General features: G+C 38.6%; 22 protein-coding genes, 1 tRNA gene and 1 riboswitch. Of the genes, 12 read left to right on the top strand and 11 right to left on the bottom strand.

Going from position 1 to position 17411, the window contains the following annotated elements; genetic code table 11:
- Positions 1-7 precede the first annotated feature (7 nt).
- The gene (locus KO530_RS19600; protein ID WP_216050143.1) at positions 8-1357 is read right to left on the bottom strand and encodes an MFS transporter; all 1350 of its coding nucleotides are present in this window, start codon (positions 1355-1357) and stop codon (positions 8-10) included.
- Between the two features lie 364 nt (positions 1358-1721).
- On the opposite strand from KO530_RS19600, the gene KO530_RS19595 reads away from it, so the two are divergent.
- On the top strand, positions 1722-2450 hold the full coding sequence (locus KO530_RS19595; protein WP_216050142.1) for an NUDIX hydrolase: 729 nt from the start codon (positions 1722-1724) through the stop codon (positions 2448-2450).
- Positions 2451-2606: 156 nt separating this feature from the next.
- On the opposite strand, the gene KO530_RS19590 is transcribed toward KO530_RS19595, so the two are convergent.
- Positions 2607-3200, bottom strand: a complete 594-nt coding sequence (locus KO530_RS19590; RefSeq protein WP_216050141.1) for a nucleotidyl transferase AbiEii/AbiGii toxin family protein — start codon at positions 3198-3200, stop codon at positions 2607-2609.
- Positions 3201-3208: 8 nt separating this feature from the next.
- Positions 3209-4045, bottom strand: coding sequence for a type IV toxin-antitoxin system AbiEi family antitoxin (locus tag KO530_RS19585; protein WP_216050140.1), 837 nt, complete (start codon positions 4043-4045; stop codon positions 3209-3211).
- A 984-nt stretch (positions 4046-5029) separates the two neighbouring features.
- Here KO530_RS19585 and KO530_RS19580 point away from each other — a divergent pair.
- The 9 genes from KO530_RS19580 (at position 5030) to KO530_RS19540 (ending at position 7974) form a co-directional block, all read left to right on the top strand.
- The gene (locus KO530_RS19580) at positions 5030-5296 is read left to right on the top strand and encodes a helix-turn-helix transcriptional regulator (protein WP_216050139.1); all 267 of its coding nucleotides are present in this window, start codon (positions 5030-5032) and stop codon (positions 5294-5296) included.
- A gap of 179 nt (positions 5297-5475) precedes the next feature.
- Positions 5476-6015 (top strand): hypothetical protein, encoded by a 540-nt coding sequence (locus KO530_RS19575; RefSeq protein ID WP_216050138.1) that lies wholly within the window; start codon positions 5476-5478, stop codon positions 6013-6015.
- Between the two features lie 94 nt (positions 6016-6109).
- Positions 6110-6274 carry a hypothetical protein gene (locus tag KO530_RS19570; protein ID WP_216050137.1) on the top strand — a complete coding sequence of 55 codons (165 nt, stop codon included), beginning with the start codon at positions 6110-6112 and terminating at the stop codon, positions 6272-6274.
- A 35-nt stretch (positions 6275-6309) separates the two neighbouring features.
- Complete coding sequence (locus KO530_RS19565; RefSeq protein ID WP_216050136.1) at positions 6310-6474, top strand: hypothetical protein; 165 nt, start codon at positions 6310-6312, stop codon at positions 6472-6474.
- Positions 6475-6511: 37 nt separating this feature from the next.
- Entirely contained in the window at positions 6512-6676 is a 165-nt protein-coding gene (locus KO530_RS19560; protein ID WP_216050136.1) for a hypothetical protein, read from the top strand.
- Positions 6677-6713: 37 nt separating this feature from the next.
- Positions 6714-6878, top strand: a complete 165-nt coding sequence (locus tag KO530_RS19555; protein WP_216050136.1) for a hypothetical protein — start codon at positions 6714-6716, stop codon at positions 6876-6878.
- Positions 6879-6915: 37 nt separating this feature from the next.
- Positions 6916-7080: a hypothetical protein gene (locus KO530_RS19550; protein WP_216050136.1), complete on the top strand. Its 165-nt coding sequence runs from the start codon at positions 6916-6918 to the stop codon at positions 7078-7080.
- Positions 7081-7117: 37 nt separating this feature from the next.
- Positions 7118-7282, top strand: a complete 165-nt coding sequence (locus KO530_RS19545) for a hypothetical protein (protein WP_216050135.1) — start codon at positions 7118-7120, stop codon at positions 7280-7282.
- A gap of 434 nt (positions 7283-7716) precedes the next feature.
- Positions 7717-7974: a helix-turn-helix transcriptional regulator gene (locus KO530_RS19540; RefSeq protein WP_216050134.1), complete on the top strand. Its 258-nt coding sequence runs from the start codon at positions 7717-7719 to the stop codon at positions 7972-7974.
- A gap of 12 nt (positions 7975-7986) precedes the next feature.
- Here the strand turns inward: KO530_RS19540 and rimI are convergent, their stop codons facing one another.
- The 7 genes from rimI to KO530_RS19505 form a co-directional block, all read right to left on the bottom strand.
- On the bottom strand, positions 7987-8436 hold the full coding sequence (gene rimI, locus KO530_RS19535) for a ribosomal protein S18-alanine N-acetyltransferase (protein ID WP_216050133.1): 450 nt from the start codon (positions 8434-8436) through the stop codon (positions 7987-7989).
- Positions 8437-8442: 6 nt separating this feature from the next.
- Positions 8443-8940: a hypothetical protein gene (locus tag KO530_RS19530; RefSeq protein ID WP_216050132.1), complete on the bottom strand. Its 498-nt coding sequence runs from the start codon at positions 8938-8940 to the stop codon at positions 8443-8445.
- A gap of 22 nt (positions 8941-8962) precedes the next feature.
- Positions 8963-9039 (bottom strand) — tRNA-Trp (locus tag KO530_RS19525).
- Positions 9040-9127: 88 nt separating this feature from the next.
- Positions 9128-9931, bottom strand: a complete 804-nt coding sequence (locus KO530_RS19520; protein ID WP_216050131.1) for a phosphotransferase — start codon at positions 9929-9931, stop codon at positions 9128-9130.
- A 56-nt stretch (positions 9932-9987) separates the two neighbouring features.
- Positions 9988-10617, bottom strand: a complete 630-nt coding sequence (pnuC, locus tag KO530_RS19515; RefSeq protein ID WP_216050130.1) for a nicotinamide riboside transporter PnuC — start codon at positions 10615-10617, stop codon at positions 9988-9990.
- A complete protein-coding gene (locus KO530_RS19510) occupies positions 10617-10874 on the bottom strand; it encodes a YkoF family thiamine/hydroxymethylpyrimidine-binding protein (RefSeq protein WP_216050129.1) in 258 nt (85 codons plus the stop codon). Before KO530_RS19510 ends, pnuC begins: the two co-directional genes overlap by 1 nt.
- A gap of 18 nt (positions 10875-10892) precedes the next feature.
- Complete coding sequence (locus tag KO530_RS19505) at positions 10893-12956, bottom strand: TonB-dependent receptor (protein WP_216050128.1); 2064 nt, start codon at positions 12954-12956, stop codon at positions 10893-10895.
- Positions 12957-13016: 60 nt separating this feature from the next.
- Positions 13017-13115: riboswitch (TPP riboswitch) on the bottom strand.
- 314 nt (positions 13116-13429) lie between these two features.
- On the opposite strand from KO530_RS19505, the gene KO530_RS19500 reads away from it, so the two are divergent.
- Positions 13430-14578, top strand: a complete 1149-nt coding sequence (locus tag KO530_RS19500; protein ID WP_216050127.1) for an iron-containing alcohol dehydrogenase — start codon at positions 13430-13432, stop codon at positions 14576-14578.
- Positions 14579-14658: 80 nt separating this feature from the next.
- Here the strand turns inward: KO530_RS19500 and KO530_RS19495 are convergent, their stop codons facing one another.
- Positions 14659-15075, bottom strand: a complete 417-nt coding sequence (locus KO530_RS19495) for an acyl-CoA thioesterase (RefSeq protein ID WP_216050126.1) — start codon at positions 15073-15075, stop codon at positions 14659-14661.
- 69 nt (positions 15076-15144) lie between these two features.
- Here KO530_RS19495 and KO530_RS19490 point away from each other — a divergent pair, with 69 nt between their 5' ends.
- Positions 15145-17316, top strand: coding sequence for a GNAT family N-acetyltransferase (locus KO530_RS19490; RefSeq protein WP_216050125.1), 2172 nt, complete (start codon positions 15145-15147; stop codon positions 17314-17316).
- Positions 17317-17411: the final 95 nt, after the last annotated feature.

Here is a 17411-nt window from a genome sequence, read left to right as displayed (position 1 = left end):
AATTAGTTTATTTTTTATTATCAGCCAGTTGCGTTTGAATGTACTTTACTTCTGGCTCAGTTAATTTGTAACGTGTTATAAAAATTAAGCATGCCACGGTACAAATCACTGGGATCCCAGCAAAGGCAAGTAAAATACCTGATAACGTATGTTCTGATTGTTCTTGATTAGGTACGTAAGCGTAACCAGACAATATCCAACCGGCGAGAGCACCGCCAATTGCAAAGCCAAGTTTGATTGCTAATAAATGCCCTGAAAAAGTAACCGCAGTAAGTCTGCGACCAATCTTTAATGCACCGTAGTCAACGGTATCTGCCACCATAGAAAACATAATTGGGGTAATAACCATATGTGCAAAGTTCGCAATAAAATAGACGATAAAAATAGTCACAATTGCATCGCTTTCAAGTACATAGAATAAGCTATGAGAAATAATCACAACCACTAAAGCAGTTTGAAAAAGTGTTTTCTTTTCAATGAATTTAGTTAAAAAGTTAGTAGAGACAGCCCCTAATACTGAGCCAATTGCAGACAATGTTAAAAAGTTAGAAGTAAGCGATTCCTCTCCTACATAGTACTTAATATAATGCGGTGCGACTGAAGCTCTAACACCAATTAAAATCAATGTTGCCAGGCTGATAACGGCTATTACAACCCATTGATCATTTTTAAATAAACTTAAAAATTCCATAAAGGCATTTTTTTTACCTTGTGCGAGCTCAACTTGCTTCGTTTCTTTGGTCATTTTAAAACACAGTAAGAAACACACTGCCGCAAGGCCACCTAAAAATACCATTGCTAGCGGATAACCAACAACATCATTACCATCACCAAAAAAAGCAACTAGCTTAGGTAATGCCCATACAATGACAAGTAATGCAGCCATTGCCATTGCAAATCGATAGGATTGTAACGAAGCACGTTCTTTAGGATCGTTAGTCATTACTGCGCCAAGTGCGCCATATGGTATATTGATGGCAGTATAACAAGTCATTAATAAGCCATAGGTAAAGTAGGCATAGATAAGCTTACCTGTGGCATCAAAATCAGGGGTTATAAACGCTAAACACGCAAACACACCATATGGCACAGCTAAAAATAAGATATAAGGACGATATGACCCCCAACGGCTTCGAGTTCTATCCGCAATGCTCCCCATAATTGGGTCGGTGATACCGTCAAATAAACGAACTGCTAACAACAAGGTACCAGCAGCGGCTGCAGATAAACCGTAAACATCGGTATAAAATATCAGCATAAAATTGGCGACCATCTGAAATACAATGTTACTGGCTGTATCACCAAGGCCGTACCCTAACTTTTCTTTAATTGTAAGCGTGTATTTTTTGTTGTTCATGTGTGCTCAAATTTTAACGCAAATCGATATAGTCAAAAATACTATATGTATTTTTAGCACATGTAAACAATTACGTTACATTTGCGTTACAATTTTAGGTCATTTGGTAAATTAGGTGATAGTCCTCGCCGATAAAACATCCAAATTGCTAACAATTGAATACATAAATAGATCAACAAATATATAACTAAATTGCTTCGCTCAACATATTCAATTAAATACCGCTTATAACGTAATAGACCAGGTTGATGTGATTGTTTTAGATGGAATTTATCCGCCTTTTCATTTGCACTTTAAGCTTATTTTATATAAGCTTAATAGTCACTATAACAATATCCGTTTTATAGTATTTTTCGAGTAATTTATGCACCATAAAACATCAAACATTTCTAACAATATTAACGAAGAATTGATTCCTGATGATTGTATAAGCAATCTAACAGTGGATAATATTGTGTTTGCTGTTCATGAAGGTAGATTGAAAGTTTTATTGGTTAAATATAATCAAGGCCTTGCAACAAGCCAATGGGGTTTGATCGGTCACTGGGTTCGTAAAGACGAAAACTTAGATTCAGCAGCCCTGCGGGTAGTTAAAAGTACCACTGGCGTTGAAAATCTATATTTAGATCAGTTAAGTGCTTTTGGTAATGTCGATCGTTACCCCGCCAGACGTATTATTACGATTGTTTACTACTCATTAGTTCGCTACGAGGAAACCAACTTAGTAAGTGGTGAAAACGCTTTAGAGTGTGAATGGTTTGATGTGAACAATGTGCCGCCTTTAATGTTTGACCACGCAGACATTCTAGCCAGCGGCTTAGATTATCTACGATATAAAGTAAGACACGAACCTATTGGTTTTAGCCTACTCCCTGAAAAATTTACACTTCTAGAGCTACAAGAAATTTACGAGTCAATTCTTAATAAATCGCTCGATAAACCTAACTTTAGACGTAAATTTCAAAAAATGAACCTACTTATAGACTGCAAAGAAAAACAAAAAAATGTCGCTCATAGAGCCGCGACCCTTTATCGTTTTGATATAAACGTATATGAAAAGCTAAGAGAATTTGGTTTTACATTTGAATTTTAAATACTCTGATAATTAATTGCTGACTCAAAATAAGCCGACCATATAAAATTAAATTACATACTGTAATTAGTATACCTTAAGTGACAGTGCAACAAGGATTATTCCAACAAAAGTGATTACATTTTTAGCTTAAGGACCGAAGACACAAACACAACTTCAGTTAAGCTTGTACCTGCTCCTCTGACAATAAAGACCATAGCCAGGCATAACCCCTTCCCTTTTTGTAATAAGTACACTCAGTCCATTTCGTTGCGAAGATGTAAAGGTATACTTATAGTTGCAACGATGATAATTTCCAGCATAAAGATCCGCTTGAGCAACAACAGACACTTCAACATAAGTAGATTCGTCTTCTATGGCCGCACACACTTTCATCAGCTTTGGTTCATAAACAGTACCGCGCAATACAGGTGATAGCTCGACTTTGATCTGCACACCGTTGCGAGCAACGATCAACCTTAGAGCATCGCGTTTTGAGCGATAGGCTTCCGTTAGCTCGATGTCTTTAAATGCTATTTTTAAATCTGAGCTAATAGCATCAAGTGCATCGCAAATTTCCTGCAAGGCATCATCACAGCTCTTCATTGGCAGATACACCAAATCAATATCGACCGATAAACGAGGAAAGTCTCTGACAAATAAATTGATTGCTGTACCACCTTTGAGGGCAAAGCATTGCTGTTTGGCAACGAAAGGCAATACCTGTATCAAAAGCTGTACTTGTTTGTAATAAATACTATTTCTATCCATCGCTGAACTTATCCTTTACTTGCTAACGCCATATGCTGAGGTACGGTTATCAGATACTCTGTATCCAGCTTCCCACCTTTAGCAACAACACGCTTACCTGAACCTAAGTCGTAATTTTCTACATTTAACTTATCAAACCAAGGATAAGCTTGGCGTTTTGCAAACCAAAAGAATAAGCGTTTGACCTTTACGCTTTTACACTCCTTTAAGAGCGCATCAAGCTTTCTTGGAGATAAGTTCACCAACCCCTGCATTAGCTCATCGGCATGTTCAAATGACACACTTTCAGGCAAATCCATCAACACTTCCAATATGGCTTTTTCCGGACATGAAAAATATACAGGTGGTAATTGCTCTCCCCATTCATGCTTTTTAACGAACGCTATATCTTGGGATAAGCTATCAGGCCACAGTTTACTTGTACTATGTCCTTCGAACTTAATTGGCAATGACAGTCTCGCAAGCCAGGAAGGAAGCTTTTTCGTTGCATATAAATGAATATGAGCCGTACTTCCTAATGATAAATATTGCGACAAACCAGATATGGACAATGCTGACAATCCACCGACCACGATAGACGGAAGTTGTTCATCGACACTTTTTTCCATCATACGCTGCATTGAAGCTACTACGCCTTCCCAAGTGACTGCTCGGGAATACTGACTGTAAACACCTGCAGCTAGTAGCAACAACGTATCGGTTTTGACAGCATTATCTAACGCATGAGCACTCAAGCCTTGCTCTGCAAGCCACTTCTTTGTAGCTAACATGCCATAAGGTAAAAGAGTTTTAAGAGATTGCTTATATGACTCTTTCACCGTTTCACGCTGGGAATGACTAACCATTTCTAAACACCAAACCCTTCTTCTAGTTTATCTCTTTAGGATTTCGCGGCGCAAATCGCCGTAAAACCTAGTTTTAATAAACTAACACAACAAAAGGAAGTTTACCATTCTTTCTATTTACGGCGCATAACGCCGTATAATTGCCATTTATTAAACCAGCCCAGCTATTAACCCAAGCGATAAAATATCAAGCCCCATCCGCAGAGGTACTTATTGGCTCAAACCTATGAATAACAAGGGCTACAAGGCGGTTTGTGTCATGAATAGCAATCAACATGCCTAACGAGAAAAATTTGTACACACTGTTTGTACACTCGCAACGATGACACATCAAAAACCACAATGACGAACCCTTTAAATTCATAAACTTACAAACATAAAACTAGAGATGATCGCATTTATTCCGCTTTTGTAATGTCGAAACCAAAGTACCAAAACCAGGAGGTGCTTTCTTCATCAAACCCAGTAACCACAAGGCCTACATCCAGATTTGTGTCATAGAACTTTCGCCAAAGGCACCTAAAACGGAATTTGTACTCAAGTTTGTACACACTTTCCGAGGTTACGCTTGAACATCATTGAAAAGCAAAGAAACGAGAAAAAGACAAAAAGCCTTTAAATTCAGTACGTAGAGATGTGATTGTGGTGTGCAATGAAAGGTGGTTTTAAGCGCTGAAAGGCTGGGCGGCATCAGGGTGAGAGATGATCGCAAAGGTGCGACGTTTATCGACTTCTTGCTGATATGACATGGGCCCTTCAATCTAGCTAAATTATTACAAAGAATTTCGGGCGCGAATTGTATATGAGATAGGCGAAAAAGTCCCGTTGCTTGTTAATTGTTTCAACTTTTTCAGTAAAATAACCCTAGATCTATAAAAATAAAGTAAAAAAATGAAATTTTAGATTTACTGTTAGATTTTTTTAGCTTATATTTTGGACTGGTAAGTTTTTTACCTACTCATAATTTTTTTACTGGAAGGTCCGATGTCACGAAGAAAAAGATTTAGCGGCGAGCAACTGCGTTCTTTGAGGAAAGAAGCTGGTTACACTCAAGAAGAACTTGGTCAGCGAGTTGGGATCAGCAGAGAGACTGTGTCAGCTATTGAAAATGACAAACCTGAAACGATGAACAGTATCGGCGTAGAAGTTATTAGTAAATGGTGGTCAGTATGCCGCCAAAGGGCCTCTGAACAAACTAGAGAGTCTTTTTTCTCAACAGTGATGGATTATTTCGGCTTTTCCCATAGCTGATGCTACTTTCCCACTATTTACCCAAATTGCTAACAGCCCTCCTAGGAGGGCTTTTTATCTTTGCGGGTATGTATACTTTTGGTAACCCCCTTTTATTCGACCGATTGTTTATTTGTATCCTTGTATTTACCGCTATCGTCTGTCGAAAAAATGTCAACGTTTTAGGGGTTGTCATTATTTTGGTAATTCAAAGACTGGTTGAAGAAACCGCATGGTCGATTAGCGAATTAGAATTTGCAGATCTAATAAAAGCCTCGTTTTACCTTCTTAGTATCGCGGTCTATTGGAAAATCAAATACGACAAAGCATCCAGGTTACTGCTTTTAGGTCTTATCATTTCTTTATCCGCTGAATTTTATTGGATATTGAATCAACAACTCGCCCCTGAAATCTATTGGTATATTACCTTACAGTCTTCCTATTTATTTGCGCGGCACCTTTTTTTCATGCGTGTTGCTTACATGTCAGATATTCTGCCCAAACAACAAATTGAGTCAATCAACCTTGATTGGCAGATGTATAAATTAAATGCCCTGTTTGCCGTACTTCAACTATTTATGATTTTTGAATACATAATTCGTAGTGTATTCGAATATAAAAAAGTACTGTTGATTTGGACTTCTTATCCATACCTAGCTCAACTTTGCTATACCTACCTTATCTGGATCGTTTTCTACGAAAGCTATAAATTGTTAATTCCTAAGCTACTTCGCGCATAAATCACTGCAAAATTGTTTAAAAAAAACGCATACTGTTACACTGTTGTGGATTTAAATCCACATTTTGCATTTTGATTAAAGATGAGGAAAAGCAATGAGAAGCGAAAATATAATCAAAGTCGCCCTGCTCACGTTACTACTGACCACCTCAGTTGTGGCTTCTAACGCTTATGCAGGTTCTAAACAAAAACCCCCTATAGCCGAAACAGTTAATGCAAGCGCCTGGTACGACAGTATTATTAGCTTGTTCAACTTCTAAGCCACCATATCCATTTACTAATTTAAGGAATAACCATGAAACACAACACACTAATCAAAGCCGCTATGCTAACGCTCGTTATGACCACCTCTGTTGCTGCCACCAGTGCACACGCAGGCTCAAAACAGAAGCCACCCATTGCTGAAACAACTCAAGCAAGTTCTTGGTACGACAGCATCCTTAGCTTTTTCAGCTTCTAAATCGTCATTAACTCATTTAACAAATTAAGGAATAACCATGAAACACAACACACTAATCAAAGCCGCTATGCTAACGCTCGTTATGACTACCTCTGTTGCTGCCACCAGTGCACACGCCGGCTCTAAACAGAAGCCACCTATTGCTGAAACAACTCAAGCAAGCTCTTGGTACGACAGCATCCTTAGCTTTTTCAGCTTCTAAATCGTCATTAACTCATTTAACAAATTAAGGAATAACCATGAAACACAACACACTAATCAAAGCCGCTATGCTAACGCTCGTTATGACCACCTCTGTTGCTGCCACCAGTGCACACGCTGGCTCAAAACAGAAGCCACCCATTGCTGAAACAACTCAAGCAAGTTCTTGGTACGACAGCATCCTTAGCTTTTTCAGCTTCTAAATCGTCATTAACTCATTTAACAACTTAAGGAATAACCATGAAACACAACACACTAATCAAAGCCGCTATGCTAACGCTCGTTATGACCACCTCTGTTGCTGCCACTAGTGCACACGCTGGCTCTAAACAGAAGCCACCTATTGCTGAAACAACTCAAGCAAGCTCTTGGTACGACAGCATCCTTAGCTTTTTCAGCTTCTAAATCGTCATTAACTCATTTAACAAATTAAGGAATAACCATGAAACACAACACACTAATCAAAGCCGCTATGCTAACGCTCGTTATGACCACCTCTGTTGCTGCCACCAGTGCACACGCTGGCTCAAAACAGAAGCCACCCATTGCTGAAACAACTCAAGCAAGTTCTTGGTACGACAGTATTTTGAGCTTATTAAAAGTCTAAAAATCAGTGATCTAGTTAGATATATGCAAACTTAAGAATACATGTTTAGAAATAGGTAAGTTTTTAAAGTAGTAACTTAGTTCCCATTATCGGTAGTAATAGTAATGAATAATTTCGTGTTTGAATTATTCGAACAAAGTGAAATCCTGTTGCTTTGATGCTCAATTCGTTTCAGAAAGGTGCTTGTTTGTCATGACAAAAGTACCTTCTTCCCCGTTTCAACCTGCATTTCAGCTAAAATTTGTTTAACGGTAAATTATTTACCTTTAAAAAACAAACAGTTATATATTTAGGATGTTTTTTTACACCATGTGGAATTCAATCCACAAAACGTTGCTTACAATATGTTGAAAATTAAGGCAGACAATAATTATTAATACGCCAATTCAATTGTTGTTTGCTACATATATAATAATAAATGGAGTAGGAACCTTATGTATATAACAGGTAGTGATTTGCGGAAAATGCGTTTAGAAGCTGGTTTAACAACTGTTCAAATGGCTAAACTTGCAAATGTTAAAACTAGAAAAACTTATGAAAATTGGGAAAAGAATATTGGTAGCCCAAGCATGAATCAATTCATCGCAATGTGTAATGGGTGTCAATTCAACTCATCAGCAATTGTTCAAATGGCAATGGATCGTTCAGATGCCAGCCAACAAATGAATTTAGAAAGTGCTGCAGTAAGATAAATTAAAATAAATTTATTTTACTAAAGTCGTTTTCATGATCAGGCCGTTTTCACGGCCTGTTTTAGTTGGGTAATAGTCTTTTCGAATTTCGATAAAACTAAAATTATTTTTTGAATAGAGTTGCACAGCCGTTTGATTGGACTCTCGCACTTCCAGCCATATCTCGTCACAGTTGCGTAGCTTACACTGTAGAATAAAATGCGAAAGTAACTGCTGACCTAAACCTTTTCCGCGGTAATCGCCACTCACCCCCAGATCCATCAATGTAGCTTCACCAGCCACATTAAGACCAATGTAATACCCTATTACTTCCTCATCAACTACCAGCTGATAAGCAAAATAAGGTTTTGTTAGACTGTCTAAAAAGACCGACTCAGACCAAGGATTAAGATGACAGGATTGTTGGACGCGAAAAACCGCAAAATGATTAGCTTTGTCTATTTGTTGAATTTGACTATTCATAACAAATTAAAATACTTGATGTAAAATTCGCCACAGTTGTCTTTTATCTTGGCTAGAATTTATTTTGTCCGGAGTTGGCGCCGTCAATACCAAGCCATTAAGAGATAGTTTATCACCTACTTGCCAAGCTAACTTAAAATCAACGTAATCGTTAGGATCAGCATTTTCTTCGAATATACAATGAGTGATAGATAAATCTGCATACAACAGCAAATCTGCTAACAGTTGGTTATTCGCGGTCTCAGGCATACACAACAACAGACCGTTATTAGCAGATTTACGCTTTGATTCAATTTGTTGTCTTAGTCTTTGCAAGCCTGCTTGCTTTTGCTCTTGGCTAGGTAATTGAAGTGCCGAACTTGAAACATTGCTTTGAGTCGTTACTTCACTGTCTAACTGAGCCACATCTTGACTATTAGTTTTTAGTTGCCACGGTACAATTCCCATGTGAGTGAGCATGGCTGCTTGATATTTGCTGAGTGGTTTTGGGGTAGGCTCGTTCATTCTTCAAGACTAACAGAAAAATTGGCAGGGGTGGAGAGATTCGAACTCCCAACCGTCGGTTTTGGAGACCGCTGTTCTACCAATTGGAACTACACCCCTGCAGAAGAAGCAGCATTATACTCATGGAAAAAAAAAGGTAAAGTAGTTTGAAGTGCTAATTAGCAGAAATTCTTCACTTTACTCGAACTTAGCTATTCCCATCGTCTAATAAAACCGTTTTTGCCGCTTCTTTCCAAAGGTCATAAGTTAATTGCACAATAGGAAATTGTTTTTGAAACTGCTCGAATACATAATCTTCACTAAGATCACAAAATTTTGCATAACTGTGCTGTAAAATTGACATTTCGTGAAGCTCCATATTGTTAATAAATGCACATGAAGCTAGATCAAAATACCGATTTCCTAAAGAAGCGTACTCCCAATCAAACACTAAAGAAGACTCTCCTATTGCAACATGTTCCATGGCTAAGTCATTGTGACATAAGACCTGGTCGCATTTATGGGTCTCAATCCAATCCGGTTTACATTGGTCAATCCGATTCTGCCAATAATCGAGATCTGAAACGCTCGCCGCATTTAAATACAATATCCAGTCTTTGGGCAAATCGATTGAAGTCGCGACTGTCGGTAAGTGGTGGATATCACTCAATACTTTAGCTAATAACTGAATTTTCGCGGATTTTGGTTTGTTGATATTGAATAGTGAAACGTGCTCTACCCAAGACTCAACCTGAAAATCATGGGCTTTAGACAGGTAAATAGGTGTTGAGGTTATGCCAAGTTCACTCAGTTGTTGTTGCTGCATAAACAAGGCTTGCCGATCGGTTGGTGTAATATGATTTAATTCAAAGGTTTTTAAAAAGTAAACTGCAGATGATGTAGTGAGGCGATAACTTAAGTTTACCACCCCACCCTTTATAGGCTCCAAAGACAAGTGTTGTCCAAACAGTTGACTGGCTATTAACTCATCGATGATTCGGGCCTTTTTCATCTTCTTTCCTTTAATCTGACATTCTGAGCATACTCTTGCTATGCTGCCGACTCAAGTTAGATTTTTTGGTAGGCTTCCTCTGGCAAAGATTCGACTTTATAGGCTTTTTTCCATTTAATATATCCATAAATTGCTAAGCCAAAATACCAAATAAACATTACGCCAGTCAGTAACAATCCGTTGATGAAATATAGATATGCTGCGAATGTATTGATGACAATCCAAAATAGCCAATTTTCAAGCACCTTGTTAGCCATTAAATAGGTGGCATAGACACTGAAAACTGTCACAAAAGCATCTAGATACAAATCACTTCCTTGCCATGAAAGTGTTACAAGATGAGGCAATGCCAACCCCATAACAACTAACAAAGAGACCATCCATAAATGCACGACCAGCGGAACCTCGGACACTTTAAGCACATCATTCTGAGTTGTTTTTTGCCATCTCAACCAACCATAAATTGCCATCACTAAATAATACATATTAAGCAGGCTATTGAAGGGCAAACTGACTTCCCAAAAAATATAAACGTAAAGAGTGGTACTAATCAGAGCAGCCGGCCAACACAATATATTTTGGCGCGCCGCTAACCAAGGGTAGAGCAGTGAAAAAGTCACTGCTACTACTTCTAGTACCGATTGTTGTCTAACCTGTTCGACTAGCACAACATACAGGTCTTCCATTACTTAGACTCACCCATAGCATCGCCATTTAAGAATTTACAAACAAATATCGCTTGACCAACTTGTTCATAGGTTTTTTGCATTTCGGTATTCAAGATGCCCATTAACTCAGTCATATCTCCGCGCACTATGGTGCTGGTATCACTCGTTGATGTCGTCAACTGCGAATAACTATTGAGTCGGTCAATAAAGTCTTGGATTGGTGCTAAGTATTTTTGGTTAAGTGGATATAACGAGATTTCAACTACTGATTTCATAATTAGTGTCCAATTTGATTAATAACGTAAGCTTGCGGTAAGTCCGAATTGACGACCATCGCCAAGTTGCAGGTAAGGTTGAGGCGTCGCATATCCGTCTCGCGGATCATTACTAAAACCACCGAACCCTCTAACGTAATGTTCGCGGTCCAGTATGTTTTTACCCCATAGAGAAAACGTCCAATCCTGCCAATCTAAACGTAATTGCGCATTTACTAAAACAGTGAAAGGTGATTCCACATCGTGCCCATCGGAAAAACGATAGTTGTCTTTGCCATCCGCTTCTAAGCGCACACTTACAGTTTGAGATAAATACCCGACAGCAGCTAAGTTAAATGAATTTTTTGGCGCTTGGGCTTGCCATTGTTTATCAATATAGGTGCCGTCGGCCTGGGTATAACTTCCAAAATAAGCGTCTAGATAACCATAATTAGCAGTCAGGTTTAACAACTCGGATACTTGCCAATCAAGTTCTACTTCTAAACCTTTGTTGGTTCCCACATCTGCGTTGCCGATGATATCAATAAAACTCGGAATACCTTCTTCGCTGATTTGCACGTCATAGTCACTAACTTGGGTGTCTTCTCTATCCATGTAGAAAAGTGCAACTCGCATAAAGAGTTGATCGTCAAAGGCTTGTCCTTTAATGCCAACTTCGTAGTTCCAGTTGTACTCAGGAGAAAATAAACGACTTGCTTCGCTTACCCGTTGGTCAGGGTTGAATCCACCTGCTTTATACCCTCGCGAAACACTCGTATACACAGATGCTTGATTTATTGAATATTTAAGAACAACTTTACCACCTAGCATGGTATCCGTTTGCTGCTCGATATAACCGTCATTGTTGATATAATCCATCTCAAAACGATCCGCTCTAAGACCAACGCTTAAATTTAGATTTGACGTAAGCTGGGTGTCGGTTTGACCATATACCCCCAAATTTTGAGGTTCATATTGACTGGTGAAGTCTTGCTCTGCATAGGTATAATTTCTGCGCGTATTTTCATCAATATCACGAGCAAAAAAACCAATTAGCCACTGCGTGCTATCATCAAAAATCAATCCGTTGTCATTTGAAACAACTCTCAAATCAACACTGGTTAAATCCCTCTCACGATAATAGTAATCAGTCGAGCTGTATTCCCAAGGGTGAAAGCCCACATAAGTCCAGTCTTCATCATAGCCGTACACTGAATCTGATGTAGTGTGGTTCAATGAACCAATAAGTGTAGATTTTGCAAATTCAATCTTCGCTTTTATGCCAAAAGCATGGGTTTCTTGAGTATCAACACCAGGCTCATCTGAGCGAGTAACCCCATCATTATCAAGTGAAAACGCATCATAGCCATTATCAATATCAAAATACTGATAATTAAAATCGATGGTTGTGTTATCGGTTGCTAGAAACTTGAGCTTCAAACGCGCAGTCAACTCATCTAAGTTATCGGTATCATCTCTATCTAAAAATTGATTGTAGATAAAACCGTCACTTTTAAACTGGTTGATGGCAACACGATAGAAAAGTTTATCAGTAATTTGATTACCGTAAGCTGCACCAATATTCCAAGTATTTTGCTGAGCAACAGTGGCAAGAAATTTTGTTTGTTGCTGCTCATTTGCCTCGGCGGTTTTGATTTTAATTGTTCCAGCCATACCCGCAGCGCCAAACTCAGTAGCCTGCGGTCCACGCAAAATTTCTACTTGTTCAACATCGAACAGGGTGCCGATGCCGGCAAATCCAGAAAAATCAAAATCATCTACTAACAATCCTACTGAGGGATTATTAGGTTCAGAATATTGACTACGTTCACCAATTCCACGTATTTGTATAAAACGTCCTCGGGAAGCGCCACTGCTAAAGTTAATATTGGCACCTACCCCTAAAATATCCTCAAGATGAAAGCCATTGCGTTGTTCAATCACCTCTTCAGATATCACACTGACACTGGCAGTGACGTTCTGAATATCGTTTTCTCTGAAGTCTGAGGTAACAGTAATCACTTCTAGATTTTCACTTGCTAACGCGTATGCAGGAATTGCACTTAATAAGGTTGTGTAAAGTAAAGGAAATTTTAATTTCATTTGGATCTCTTCTAATTAATGAAAAGATCCGGTATTTCGGCAGTAAATGGAGAGCTTTAAGAAGTTCTTGATGACCATTCCTACGCCGGTATTATCCGGATCAGGTATAAGGGTTTCCAATAAATTAGATCTCAGCAAAGAGCACCCCTTGGTGTAACAAGTTAGTGTTTAACTTGAACGGCGAGATGATAGCAAGGGCGTAATGGAATCGCCATGAATATATTGCTGTTTTTTGAAATTGGTATGGATTGCGCATGCAAAATTAATAAAGTCGAAAGCTTCGGACTCCCCAATTAAAAACGCAAGTTAACTTATTGAATATTTTGAATTTGTAAAACTACGCTGCCAATTAGGCAAATCATAGAACTGATGAATGACGGTTAATTCATACATTCAACTTGAATTTCTCACTTAGTGGTTCAATATAGTTAATCGACACTTTTCAGCTTCTTTACATAATTTCGGATTTGAAAATGCAAAATTTTATCTACTACAATCCCACTAAAGTTGTTTTTGGAAAAGACAGTATTAGTAAATTATCCACTTTACTACCCAGTGCCAAAATCATGTTGATATACGGCGGTGGAAGTATCAAAAACAACGGTATCTATCAACAAGTTATTGAACAACTTGAGGGGCACGATTGGTGTGAATTTTCCGGGGTGGAGCCTAACCCCGAATTTGAAACATTGATGAAAGCCGTATCAATGGTGAAATCAGAAGACGTAGAATTTATTCTCGCAGTTGGAGGTGGCTCAGTCATCGACGGAGCTAAATTTGTCGCCGCAGCCACAGATTTCGAAGGCGAACCTTGGGACATTTTAGCTAAGGGTGCAAAAGTTAAAAGTGCTAAAAGTCTTGGCTGCATATTAACACTCCCAGCGACAGGTACTGAAACCAATACCAGCTCAGTGGTAACTCGTCGAGAATATAATCTTAAATTACCCTTCATGTCGGAACATGTTAGACCTCAATTCGCGGTACTAGACCCAGAAGTCACCTACTCTTTACCGGAACGCCAACTGGCAAATGGTGTGGTAGATGCATTTGTACATGTTATTGAGCAATATCTAACCTACCCCGTAAATGCGAGTGTTCAAGACCGATTTGCGGAATCGATCTTAAGCAACTTAATTGATATCGGGCCGCAGGTGCTCATGTCTAAAGATTATGAATTGCGTGCGAATCTAATGTGGAATGCGACACAAGCGTTAAGTGGACTGATTGGCGCTGGAGTACCTCAAGATTGGTCTACCCATATGATAGGGCATGAGTTAACAGCCCTTTATAATTTAGATCATGCCGTTACCCTTGCAATTATTTTACCCCGTGTAATGCAACATCAGCGTGAACACAAACGGGAAAAACTGCTTCAATATGCAGAGCGAGTTTGGGGATTAAGCCGCTATGATGAAGAAGGGGCAATCAATTTAGTTATTGAAAAAACTGAACAATTTTTCCGAGATATGGGAATCAAGACCACCCTATCTGAATATGACATTGATAGTGATGTAGCCGAAAAGGTTGCTTCGAGACTCGAAAAAGCGGGCAAAACTAAAATAGGTGAAAGGCAAAACATTACGCCTGAAGATGTTAGAAAAATAGTTACCGCAAGTTTATAGAATAAAAAATGCCGCTAACTTCAAAACGTCAGCGGCATTTTTATCTCAAACAAATTGAGTTTGGATAACGTTACAAGAAACTAATCACTTAAATTCAATGATCTTAATTCTTGCTGGGTTTGTTGTTCCAAATCTTTAATCGTTTTGCCATGAGGCACAGGCTCTCTGGTAGTTGGATCTAAACTGACAAATACAATATCATCCGCCACGCATATGGTTTTTTTGGTCACCTTATTGCGAACCATGCAGGTTATAGTTATCGAAGTACGCCCAACTTTTTTAGTCGCCAGACCAAATTCTACTACATCTCCTTTTAACGCTGGAGATTCAAATGTAATTTCACCAATATGCTTTGTTACCAACACATTCGTTTCTAACTGACAAATAGCATAGATAGCAGCTTCTTCATCAATCCATTCCAATGCTCGACCACCAAATAACGCGTCAGCATAATTTAAATCTCCTGGCATCACTAACCTTCGAGATAGAAAGCGCATTCGTATTCCTTAAATTTATTCAATACACTAGGGAGTTGAACTATATCAAGAATTCAACTAAAAAAGCATATGACATTAGAAGTATTAACTTGGCTTGAGAAACGCAGACGCAATATCGGTCACCGACAGTTGTTGGTTATATCCGGATCGCAGGAGTGGGTTAAAGAATCGATAACAAATATACTTACTGCACATGCTCCAACATCGAGTATTTGTGTCGGTGATATTGATTCTGTAAAAAATATTGAATCAAAGCAATATAGGAGCGTTTTAGGTCAAGAATTCGAATGGGTGGTATATGATGGCTTTGCTGATATTAGAGGCAATGCCCTACTCGCTTTGAGCGGCTGTGTGAGTAAAGGCGGCTTGATGATATTACTTTGCCCAGAACTAGATGCTTGGTCACAAAATGGCAATACGCAAAGTACAGTTCAAGGATTAGTGCCTAATACAAGCCGTCCTCACTCGCCATTTATAGAATGGTTAGTGGAGCATATTAAAACCTTCCCTGGCGTTTCAATCTGGCAACAACAACAATTGCAACTAACTCAAGCAGAAACAACCGAATTGAGAAAAAGCCATTTTCAAGATGAAGTATGTATGACTGCTGATCAGTTTCAGTTGGTGGAATATATCAAGTTTGCATATTCTAAAGATAACAATCAGATAGTCGTTCTTGCAGACAGAGGCAGAGGAAAATCATCTGCTTTAGGAATTGCAGCTGGACAATTAATCATGTCAACGAATACCACATTTTTAGTGACGTCAGCCCATCGTTCCATGACTCAAAAAATATTTGAACAAGCTTCGAAAATTTTAAAAACAAATGACCCTAGCCGAGATATTAAACAAATTTTAGCGAATCACTTGGCGTATGTTCCTTTCGATAAAATTATTCAAACCCAACCAAAAGCCGATTGGTTATTCGTCGATGAAGCCGCCTCATTGCCCTCAGAAGTGTTAGAAAAATTAGTTCAGCTTTATCCAAACGTAGTTCTCAGTACAACAGTTCATGGTTATGAAGGCAGCGGCAGAGGCTTTGAGTTACGCTTTAAATCTTTTTTAAGAACCTATTTTGCACACTTTCGTGAATTCATGTTGCACACACCTATTCGCTGGTTCGAAAATGACCCTCTTGAAGCCTTTTGGCATAAGGTCATGGCGCTAAAAACCACAACCCAGAGTTCGGTATCCAAGCGGTTGACTGAATACCAGAGTATTTCCAACTCTTCCAATGAATTGGTTTACGAGGTTTATAATGGAGCACAATTAATCAAGCAGCCATCGCTATTACAAGGGGTATTTGAATTGTTAGTTGATGCCCATTATCAAACTTCACCAGACGATTTGGTTAGAATGTTGGATGGAGATCAACACATTCACGTGTTTAGTAATCAATATGCAGAGCCAATAGGAGTCGCCCTCACCGCCTTAGAGGGAGGGGAAGATCTAACTCCAATTGCAATAGACATTGCCCAAGGCAGTAGACGCATCCTTGGCCACTTAATTCCGCAACGGTTAGCATTTGATAATAATAATCCAGAGTACTTGTTAAAGCGCTATATACGCGTGATTAGAATAGCAGTCAAACAAGAATATAGGCATAAAAAAGTGGGCTCGCAGCTGTTAGCCCATATACAAAGATCTGCAGAAGAACATAAGGTAGATTTTTTAGGTAGTTCGTTTGGAATAACAAAAGAGCTCGCGCTATTTTGGTACAACAATGATTTTCAGTTGGTAAAACTTGGTATTAAACAAGACGCTTCAAGTGGAGAATTCAGTGCAATTATGCTCAAACCATTGTCTTGTAATGCTAACCAGATTAGCAAATTTTTAAACCTAATTTGCACTCAGCAAATACACTATCAAAAAGATTACCGCCTAAAAACGCTTTCCCCTGCTTTAGTTGAACTAATATTCAACAACCTTAAATTAAAAAAATCTGCACAGCCATATGACAGTCATAAAATGAAAATGTATTGGCGTAATTTAATGACCCAATTTATTGCAGGTAATCGCCCTCTGTTTGCAGTTGAGTTTGCTGTATTCAATTGGATAAAAAGTCTTTCTATAAATTTGCAGACTCTAGATGAAGAGGCCATCCATGGGTGGAAATTTATTAATGATGTGATAGTCGCTAAAAACAGCTATCCTCAGCTATGTACTAACTACAAGTTAGCAGGTAAAAAACAAATTGAAAGTTACTTTCGAGAACAATTAAAAAAACTCATTAAAAATTAAGCTCTACTTCCATTAAATATCGCTAAGATAAACACGGTTCTTTCAGCATCATCCGCTAACTTGATTTCAACAATCCGAATTAAACAACAATAAAT

The organism is Aliiglaciecola lipolytica, from assembly GCF_018860635.1.
Taxonomy (GTDB): Bacteria; Pseudomonadota; Gammaproteobacteria; order Enterobacterales; family Alteromonadaceae; genus Aliiglaciecola; species Aliiglaciecola lipolytica_A.
This window is presented reverse-complemented; position numbering and strand designations above follow the sequence as displayed.

Coding starts and splice junctions, on each gene's coding strand:
- KO530_RS19585 (WP_216050140.1), bottom strand. CDS start 4,045: ATGGTTAGTCATTCCCAGCGTGAAACGGTGAAAGAGTCATATAAGCAA.
- KO530_RS19570 (WP_216050137.1), top strand. CDS start 6,110: ATGAGAAGCGAAAATATAATCAAAGTCGCCCTGCTCACGTTACTACTG.
- KO530_RS19545 (WP_216050135.1), top strand. CDS start 7,118: ATGAAACACAACACACTAATCAAAGCCGCTATGCTAACGCTCGTTATG.
- KO530_RS19540 (WP_216050134.1), top strand. CDS start 7,717: ATGTATATAACAGGTAGTGATTTGCGGAAAATGCGTTTAGAAGCTGGT.
- pnuC (WP_216050130.1), bottom strand. CDS start 10,617: ATGGAAGACCTGTATGTTGTGCTAGTCGAACAGGTTAGACAACAATCG.
- KO530_RS19490 (WP_216050125.1), top strand. CDS start 15,145: ATGACATTAGAAGTATTAACTTGGCTTGAGAAACGCAGACGCAATATC.
- KO530_RS19520 (WP_216050131.1), bottom strand. CDS start 9,931: ATGAAAAAGGCCCGAATCATCGATGAGTTAATAGCCAGTCAACTGTTT.
- KO530_RS19510 (WP_216050129.1), bottom strand. CDS start 10,874: ATGAAATCAGTAGTTGAAATCTCGTTATATCCACTTAACCAAAAATAC.
- KO530_RS19555 (WP_216050136.1), top strand. CDS start 6,714: ATGAAACACAACACACTAATCAAAGCCGCTATGCTAACGCTCGTTATG.
- KO530_RS19590 (WP_216050141.1), bottom strand. CDS start 3,200: ATGGATAGAAATAGTATTTATTACAAACAAGTACAGCTTTTGATACAG.
- KO530_RS19505 (WP_216050128.1), bottom strand. CDS start 12,956: ATGAAATTAAAATTTCCTTTACTTTACACAACCTTATTAAGTGCAATT.
- KO530_RS19600 (WP_216050143.1), bottom strand. CDS start 1,357: ATGAACAACAAAAAATACACGCTTACAATTAAAGAAAAGTTAGGGTAC.
- KO530_RS19595 (WP_216050142.1), top strand. CDS start 1,722: ATGCACCATAAAACATCAAACATTTCTAACAATATTAACGAAGAATTG.
- KO530_RS19580 (WP_216050139.1), top strand. CDS start 5,030: ATGTCACGAAGAAAAAGATTTAGCGGCGAGCAACTGCGTTCTTTGAGG.
- KO530_RS19560 (WP_216050136.1), top strand. CDS start 6,512: ATGAAACACAACACACTAATCAAAGCCGCTATGCTAACGCTCGTTATG.
- KO530_RS19530 (WP_216050132.1), bottom strand. CDS start 8,940: ATGAACGAGCCTACCCCAAAACCACTCAGCAAATATCAAGCAGCCATG.
- KO530_RS19495 (WP_216050126.1), bottom strand. CDS start 15,075: ATGCGCTTTCTATCTCGAAGGTTAGTGATGCCAGGAGATTTAAATTAT.
- KO530_RS19565 (WP_216050136.1), top strand. CDS start 6,310: ATGAAACACAACACACTAATCAAAGCCGCTATGCTAACGCTCGTTATG.
- rimI (WP_216050133.1), bottom strand. CDS start 8,436: ATGAATAGTCAAATTCAACAAATAGACAAAGCTAATCATTTTGCGGTT.
- KO530_RS19550 (WP_216050136.1), top strand. CDS start 6,916: ATGAAACACAACACACTAATCAAAGCCGCTATGCTAACGCTCGTTATG.
- KO530_RS19500 (WP_216050127.1), top strand. CDS start 13,430: ATGCAAAATTTTATCTACTACAATCCCACTAAAGTTGTTTTTGGAAAA.